Below are 6,814 nucleotides of genomic sequence, written 5' to 3'. Positions count from 1 at the left end.
GGCCGGACGAACTCCCACTCAGCATCGGACAGTTCATGGCGACGTATCACCCGACCATGATCCACCACCCGAGATCATTTGAAGACACTCCCTAGGCCGATCGGATCAGCGCTTGGCATAGCGAGCGACGAAAGCCCGTTCCGTCTCAGAGAGGCGCCGCGGAGACTCCGTGTCGAGGTTATAGGCGACAATCTTGGTGGTGGCTTCGACGTACAGTTTCTCGGCATCCCTGATCTCATAGGCGAGTTCAAAGGTGGCGGCGGAAGCCTTCGTGACCCAGACATGCACATTGACGGGTTCGGGCCCGTAGAACAGTGGGGCGCGGTAGTCGATGATGGTTCGGCTCACGACGAAGGCGTTTGAGCGGTGCCCTTCTTCGTTCGTGGCGACTATTTCTTGGAACATGCGCGTGCGGGCTTCCTCCATGTAGCGGAGGAATTGCGCGTTGTTGACGTGACCGTAGGCATCAGCGTCGCTCCAGCGCAGCGGGCAGGCATAGGTGTACTGGTGCACGGGATCGGATCTTTCCTCAGGCTTCAGATTGGAAGAGCAGACAGAGGGCATCAGGGCAGGTGACTCGGTGCAGAACAGCACGCCTTTCCCCTGCCCGCCCTATGCCTTGTGTCACGAGACGAGTTCGGCTTGGACTTCGCGGGCTATGCCTCGGGGAGTACGCAGCACTGGCTTGTGCCCGTCCAGGTCTCGCTGGATTTCGCGCAAGAGACTTTGCTGCTGGTCGAGTTCGCTGAGGAGCTGTTGGACTCGGTCGGCGGCAGCCTCGGGGGCAGATGGCAAGGCGATCCGCGTGAGCAACTTCAACTCGGCTCGTGCGTCACCGTGTATGGCGGCGGGCGGCACGCGGGCGATCAGAGTAGAAGGCGATACTTGCGAGACCCCCCATTCGCCGGGTGCTTCCTCAACTGCCCAGACCACATTGCGAGTCGATGGCGACAGAGTCAGCTGGGAGGCCGGCCCCATGAGGCGGCTGAGCGCGGGCAGGGGAATTCCGTCCTTGCCGGCCGTGGCCGCGGCCTTCTCTGCGCTGTCGACCACCAGACGCGCAGTGTGGAGGTCCATGTCGCGGAGGCGATCGGCTTCCGCGATGCGCGCTTGGGCGCGGCTGCGTTCATAAGCCGTGTTGTGCGTTTCCTCTGCCCATGCGTTGCGTGGGCCGCCCAACGCATCCCGTTGGGCATCCGGTTCCGCTTCCACCCAGGTCATCACCACGAAGCGGCAGTCCGGCATGATCGCCGGGTATGCCACGTGGCTGACGATCTCGATCGTCTTCCAGCCGAGGGTGGGGACGCTGGCAAGGAACACGTGGCCATCGCGATGCTCGACGAGGTCGGCGTCCGCATCCCAGATCTTCTGGATCTCGGGATTCTTCTTAACGTCCGCGATCAGTTCCTGAAGATCAGTGTCACCGCCGTGGGTGGTCAGCGCGAAGCGCAGCATCCGGACGAAAACCGCGGCGTGCTTGTGCCAGTCGTGGTAGGTGGCACGCCCTTCCGGAGTGGTCAGCGCCCACCTGATGATGTTGGCGCGCGGCTCCATGACCCACGGCCACAGCTCGGCCATGGCCTTGTTGTAGGCGAGGATGTTCCAGTTGCGGTCGGACAGGTAGGTCGGCGAGGGCATCTGGCGGTCGATGAGCAGTCTCAAGGCAGGCCCGAGCTCGGGCCGACCGTCAGATGTCGAGGCTCGCAGGTAGGTGCCGACGTTGTAGAGCAGTAGTGCGTGGCGTTCGTCGGCGTCCAGCTTCAGCAGGTCTGCCAGGGCATCGCACTGGGGCTGCGAGAACCGCGGGGTCGCGCCGCGCTCGATGTTGCGGTACGTGCGCTCACCGATTCCCAGGGCGCGAGCTAGGACAATCTGGTTGACGCCGGCGGCCTTCCGCCACCGCTTCAACATCCCGCCGAAGCCCATGTATTGCCCGGCTACTGCGACGGGCGCCGCAGATGTGCCCTTCTTGGCAGCCGCGTCGTCACTTTCGGCCTGCTGCCTGGCGGCCATCAGCCTCTCCCTGTCATTGCGTTGGCGTGACAGGAGACACTCGCTTTTGGGCATGCAAAAAGAGGGACAACGTAGCCGCCGTCCCCCGCCCTTAACGTCTCCCCACTAAGACCATACGCGGTATTTGAACGATCTTGACCACGTGTGGTGGCAGCCACATACTCGCGAGAATGTGACTGTCGAGTATTAAATTAAGGCTCCCGGTGATCGCGCTCTCGATCGCCAGCGAACCGGACATCCCACCCTCGCGCTTACGTCTGATCTGCGAAACCGGCAAATGTTTGCCGATTTTCGCTGCTGCCCTTCAGTGTTGGTCTAGACCGGCAGTGCAGTCACCTCTTCTGCTCCGTCAGAATTCCGTATATCCCCTAACCTGCAAGGGAGTTGTGCGCTAGGGGTCACCCAGGTGGACCGTCCGTAAGCTCGCGACCTATGCAGCTAAAACGGGCATACGGTCTGCTTTGACGGAGCTTCTCGGTCTTGGCTTAAATCCTTATGACCAGCCGATTCGACAGAGCGTTGCGGCATCAGACACAGGAGGTCACGTGGAGATCAATTTCGGAGTCCGCAGTCCAACTCGAACTCTCCACGCCCCGCATCTGCAGTCGGCCGTCGCCTCCACTGCGAGTTGCAGCGAGTCCTGTAGCTAAGTCTGGATCTTGAGGCCGTCCTTGCGTATGTTCGTCGTCCCTCGCCGGGCACCCCGCTCAGCGACAGACAGCAGGTAGGAAACATATGCGGGGCACATGATCGGGGCGGTTCCATCAGCCCGTAAGACAGCGACGGCGCCTGAGAGCGGTAACTCCCAGACGCCGGACGCCAAATGGCACTCCTGCCCCGGCAAGGGCTGGAGATTCACCCATCGCCGCACCGGCCCTTTTCCACGAGGCACACCGGCGCGGGTTCACTACGAAGGAGAGTGTTGCATGTCGATTGCCCTGCGCAAAAGGCCGGAGCGCCCGGCCGGCATGGCAGCCTTCCGCACTTCCTGCTCCCCGGCACAGCTCCAGCAACGTTGGGGGGTGGTGCATGATGCGCTTCTCACCAGCGCTCGCCAGCAGCGCCTGGCCCGCCTGTTTGCGCAAATGGTGCCTGGAGCCTCCGCCCTCCGCGTTTCGCAGCGACAGCCTGGCCAGAGCTGGCCGAGCCCCTGCGCCCGCGCGTACGACGGCCAGGGGGAGCCCATAGCCCTCAACCGAGCCCAGCGCGTGACGCTCGCCCGCTGGGTGATCCGCGCCCACGCTGAGCTGATGTGGGGCGAGGCATACGACCTCAACCTGACCACCGGGAGCCTACGGCCCCCCGCCGAGGTGTACGCCGGCGTCGGCAAGGAGCGCTGACCATGGCCAGGATCCGCACCATCAAGCCCGAAGCCTTCACCAGCGAGTCGCTCGCCGAGGTGACCGTCCACGCCGAGCGGACGTTCTTCGGCCTCCTCACCCAGGCTGACGATCATGGTCGCTTCCGTGACAACGCCGCGATCATCGCGGGGCTGCTCTGGCCGCTGCGCGCCGAGCGCACTCCGGTCCACGTCGAGGACGACCTGCAGCAGCTGGCCGACGCGGCGCTGGTCTGTCGGTACACCGGTTGCGACGGGCGCCGTTACCTGCACATCGTCACCTGGGCTGAGCACCAGAAGATCGACAAGCCGAGCCAGTCCCGTCTGCCTTCCTGCCCGCAACACCAGGCCGCCGACCGGTGCGCCCCCTGCAAGGGCACCTGCACCCAGCGGGCCGAGGAGCCGACGACCCGTCCCGGAGGACTCCCCGAGGGCTCGCCGAATACTCCCCGTGCCCTCGATCTGCCCGCGCAGCCGGCCACGACGCCTCGCGGCCACGCCGACCAGGCTCCCGTCGCCCAGCAGGACGCCTTCGACGGCATGGCTGGCATCCCTGGCCACGGGGACATGAAAAGCGCAGGTCAAGGCACGTTCGCCGAGCCCTCCCCGAACCTTCCCCGAAGCCTCGGGGAGGGCTCGGCGCCTGGATCTAGGATCTTGGATCCTGGATCTTCTGTTCCTACGGGGCGCACAGCGCCCGCAGCCACCGTCTCGGCCAACCAGCTCATCGGCGAGTACACCGCTGCCTGCGACGAGCGCCCGCCCAGCGACGTGATCGGACACCTCGGGCGGATCACCAAGAAGCTGCTGGGTGAGGGCATCGCCCCGGAGCACATCCGAGCCGGATTGCAGAACTTCGCGGCCAACCCCAAGCACCCGAGCGTGCTGACCAGCATGGTCAACGAGGCCATGAACACCCGCCCCGGCGGCTTGGCGCGGCCGGGATCCCGGCCTAACGTCCGCGCTCACCAGGCGTGGACCAACCCGGGCGACGCTGCCGCCGCCTACGCCGAGGAGCTGTGATGCGCACCCGTAACCGCGAACCGCAGCTCCTCGGCAGCGAGGGCACCCTGGACCGCATGGCGCGGATCCTGGCCGCCCGCAACATCGACCCGGCTGCAGCCGCCGCGGTGGTCGACGAGCCCGAGCCGTTCTCCCCGCTGGACGCCCTGTCGGCCGCGATGCCACCGCGCTACCGGGCTGCCGTCGCCGACCACCCCAACGTCCTGGCCTGGGCCCGGGACGTCGCCGAGGCGGCCGTCGCCCCCAGCCGGGGAGCCCGGCGGCAGGTCACCACCGGCCCCAGTCTGCTGCTGGCCGGGGTCGTCGGCGCAGGCAAGACGCACCAGGCGTACGGCGCGGTCCGGCTGCTGGCGCAGAGAGGGATCGGTGTCCGCTGGCGCGCGACCACCGCAGCCGACCTCTACGCCGACCTGCGCCCCCGGCCCGGCGTTGACAGCGAGCGGGAGCTGGCCGCCGTCAGCCGATGCCCGCTGCTGATCATCGACGACCTCGGCGCGGCCAAGTCCTCCGAGTGGGTCGAGGAAGTCACCTACCGGCTGATCAACCGCCGGTACAACCTCGAACTCCCGACGCTGATCACCACCAACCTGACGATCAAGGATCTCCGGGCCTACCTCGGCGACCGCGTCGCCAGCAGGCTCGCGCAGATGACCACCCGCGTCGAGTTCGAGCCGGTCGACCGCAGACGCTTCCGCGCTGCCGCCTGACCTTCCGCAGGCCGGCCGTGCCCTTGGCGCGCCGCCTCATCTACCTCTCACGACCCAGCGCCTCCTCCGCCGACGCCCTGCGCGCGGAGAGCGATCGGAGCAACCCGCATGACCACCACGACGATCACCCCTGCCCGCCACCGGTCGCTCGGCGACCACACCTGGCAGGACGACGCCGTCTGCCAGAGCACCGAGTACAACCCGGTGGACCCCGAACTCTTCTTCCCGGAGCCCGACGAGACCGACAAGATCGCTACCGCCAAGTCGCTGTGCGGGCAGTGCCCAGTGCGCCGTACCTGTTTGGACGCCGCCCTCGAAGGCGGTGACACCAACGGCATCCGGGGCGGCATGACCGAGGAGGAACGCGGCCCGCTGCACGGGAAGCTCGCCAACCGCCTGGACTACAGCCGCGTCAACGCCACCGTCGCCGGGCGCGACGTCCACCTCACCAAGGCCGAGCGCCGCGCAGTTGTCCACGCCGCCCACCGCCACGGCCTGTCCGAACAGCGCCTGGCCTGGCTCCTGAAGATCACCGAGGAACACGCCCAGAAGAAGTACCGCGAGCTTCGCCGGGCCCTGCGCAACCGCGACCTGGAACAGAACACGGAAACCACCCCGTCCCTCAAGGCCAACGGCGAATGCCTGGGCCGCGACGACTTCGGGACGGCGGCGTGAGCATCGCGAGCACGCCCAAGGCGGCGCACATCACCGACTGGGACCGCGCGGTCATCATGGCCCTGGGCAGCGTGGCATGCGCCCTGAGCTGGGACGCCCTTCAGCAGATGGCTGTCGCCATCCACGTCCGAGGCTTCCTCAGCTACCTCTTCCCACTGGTGATCGACGGATTCATCGCCTACGGCATCCGGGCCCTCATGGTCCTGCGCGACGCGCCGCTGCGTGCCCGGCTCTACGTCTGGATGCTCGTCGGCACGGCCACCGCCGCCAGCATCTGGGCCAACGCGCTCCACGCAGTGCGGCTCAATGAGGAAGCGGCACCGGACACCGGGCTCCGCCTCGGAGACTCAGTGGTCGCGGTGCTGTCCACCGTCGCCCCGCTCGCGCTGGCCGGAGCGGTCCACCTCTACATCCTCATCGCCCGAGGGCCGGTCAAGGACAGTGCCCGCGAGGACCGCGGTCAGGCCGACAAGCCCGACAGCATCGCGGTCACCCGGGCCGACCAGGTCGGTCAGCAGCCGGAGCCCGGTCAGGCCACGGCCGGGCCGCCGGTCACTGCCCTGACCGACCGGCCGCCTCTGTCCCTGGACAGGCAGACCCCCAACCCTCGGTCATTGACCGGGAACAGGGCCCCGGCGGACAGCAGCAACCCGGTCACCGCTCACCACGGTCAACCGCACGAGGCCGCTGACCTGCCCGGACAACCGGACACCGCACCGCCGGTCACTGACCGCCCGGAGACCACCGAGCCGGTCACCGGACACCAGGACAGCCCTGTGCCGAGCACCGAACGGCCGGTCACTCCGCCGCCGGTCACTGACTGGGACGCCCGGACCACCGGTGCCCGGCGGCCCGACCCGGACACCCAGGAGCTGCTGGAAATCGCCCGGTCAGCGGTCAGGGCCGAGGACAAGCTGACCCGCAAGGTGGTCGCCCAGGCGATCCGCGGTCAGCAGATCCCCCTGTCCAGCGACACCCTGACCGCCCTGATGGCCCAGCTCCGCGAGCAGCACGGGCAGCCGGTCACGTCCGTCCGGACCTGACCGGACACCACGGA

7 protein-coding genes are annotated in these 6,814 nt (G+C 67.2%); 5 read left to right on the top strand and 2 right to left on the bottom strand.

Translation table 11 applies throughout. From position 1 onward, the window contains the following. Window positions 1-105: 105 nt before the first annotated feature. The gene (locus ACZ4XD_RS32975) at window positions 106-513 is read right to left on the bottom strand and encodes an acyl-CoA thioesterase (protein ID WP_468048222.1); all 408 of its coding nucleotides are present in this window, start codon (window positions 511-513) and stop codon (window positions 106-108) included. A 111-nt stretch (window positions 514-624) separates the two neighbouring features. Next, window positions 625-2,013: an MmyB family transcriptional regulator gene (locus tag ACZ4XD_RS32970; protein ID WP_468048220.1), complete on the bottom strand. Its 1,389-nt coding sequence runs from the start codon at window positions 2,011-2,013 to the stop codon at window positions 625-627. Window positions 2,014-2,939: 926 nt separating this feature from the next. On the opposite strand from ACZ4XD_RS32970, the gene ACZ4XD_RS32965 reads away from it, so the two are divergent. The 5 genes from ACZ4XD_RS32965 to ACZ4XD_RS32945 all read left to right on the top strand — a co-directional run bounded on the left by ACZ4XD_RS32965 (window position 2,940) and on the right by ACZ4XD_RS32945 (window position 6,800). Beyond that, window positions 2,940-3,353 carry a hypothetical protein gene (locus ACZ4XD_RS32965; protein WP_468048218.1) on the top strand — a complete coding sequence of 138 codons (414 nt, stop codon included), beginning with the start codon at window positions 2,940-2,942 and terminating at the stop codon, window positions 3,351-3,353. A 2-nt stretch (window positions 3,354-3,355) separates the two neighbouring features. Continuing rightward, window positions 3,356-4,375: a hypothetical protein gene (locus tag ACZ4XD_RS32960; RefSeq protein ID WP_468048216.1), complete on the top strand. Its 1,020-nt coding sequence runs from the start codon at window positions 3,356-3,358 to the stop codon at window positions 4,373-4,375. After that, entirely contained in the window at window positions 4,375-5,082 is a 708-nt protein-coding gene (locus ACZ4XD_RS32955) for an ATP-binding protein (RefSeq protein ID WP_468048214.1), read from the top strand. The genes ACZ4XD_RS32960 and ACZ4XD_RS32955 overlap by 1 nt, the downstream gene beginning before the upstream one ends. Window positions 5,083-5,190: 108 nt before the next feature. Beyond that, window positions 5,191-5,757, top strand: coding sequence for a WhiB family transcriptional regulator (locus ACZ4XD_RS32950; RefSeq protein WP_468048212.1), 567 nt, complete (start codon window positions 5,191-5,193; stop codon window positions 5,755-5,757). Then, complete coding sequence (locus tag ACZ4XD_RS32945) at window positions 5,754-6,800, top strand: DUF2637 domain-containing protein (RefSeq protein WP_468048210.1); 1,047 nt, start codon at window positions 5,754-5,756, stop codon at window positions 6,798-6,800. Before ACZ4XD_RS32950 ends, ACZ4XD_RS32945 begins: the two co-directional genes overlap by 4 nt. Window positions 6,801-6,814 lie beyond the last annotated feature (14 nt).

It is taken from the genome of Streptomyces sp. NPDC029466 (assembly GCF_055574515.1).
Note: the sequence above shows the minus strand (reverse complement) of the source record. Positions and strands in the feature narration are given on the sequence as shown.

Bases quoted from the DNA above. Each gene is read 5' to 3' on its own strand.
- ACZ4XD_RS32965 (WP_468048218.1), top strand. From the start codon at position 2,940: ATGTCGATTGCCCTGCGCAAAAGGCCGGAGCGCCCGGCCGGCATGGCA.
- ACZ4XD_RS32970 (WP_468048220.1), bottom strand. From the start codon at position 2,013: ATGGCCGCCAGGCAGCAGGCCGAAAGTGACGACGCGGCTGCCAAGAAG.
- ACZ4XD_RS32950 (WP_468048212.1), top strand. From the start codon at position 5,191: ATGACCACCACGACGATCACCCCTGCCCGCCACCGGTCGCTCGGCGAC.
- ACZ4XD_RS32955 (WP_468048214.1), top strand. From the start codon at position 4,375: ATGCGCACCCGTAACCGCGAACCGCAGCTCCTCGGCAGCGAGGGCACC.
- ACZ4XD_RS32960 (WP_468048216.1), top strand. From the start codon at position 3,356: ATGGCCAGGATCCGCACCATCAAGCCCGAAGCCTTCACCAGCGAGTCG.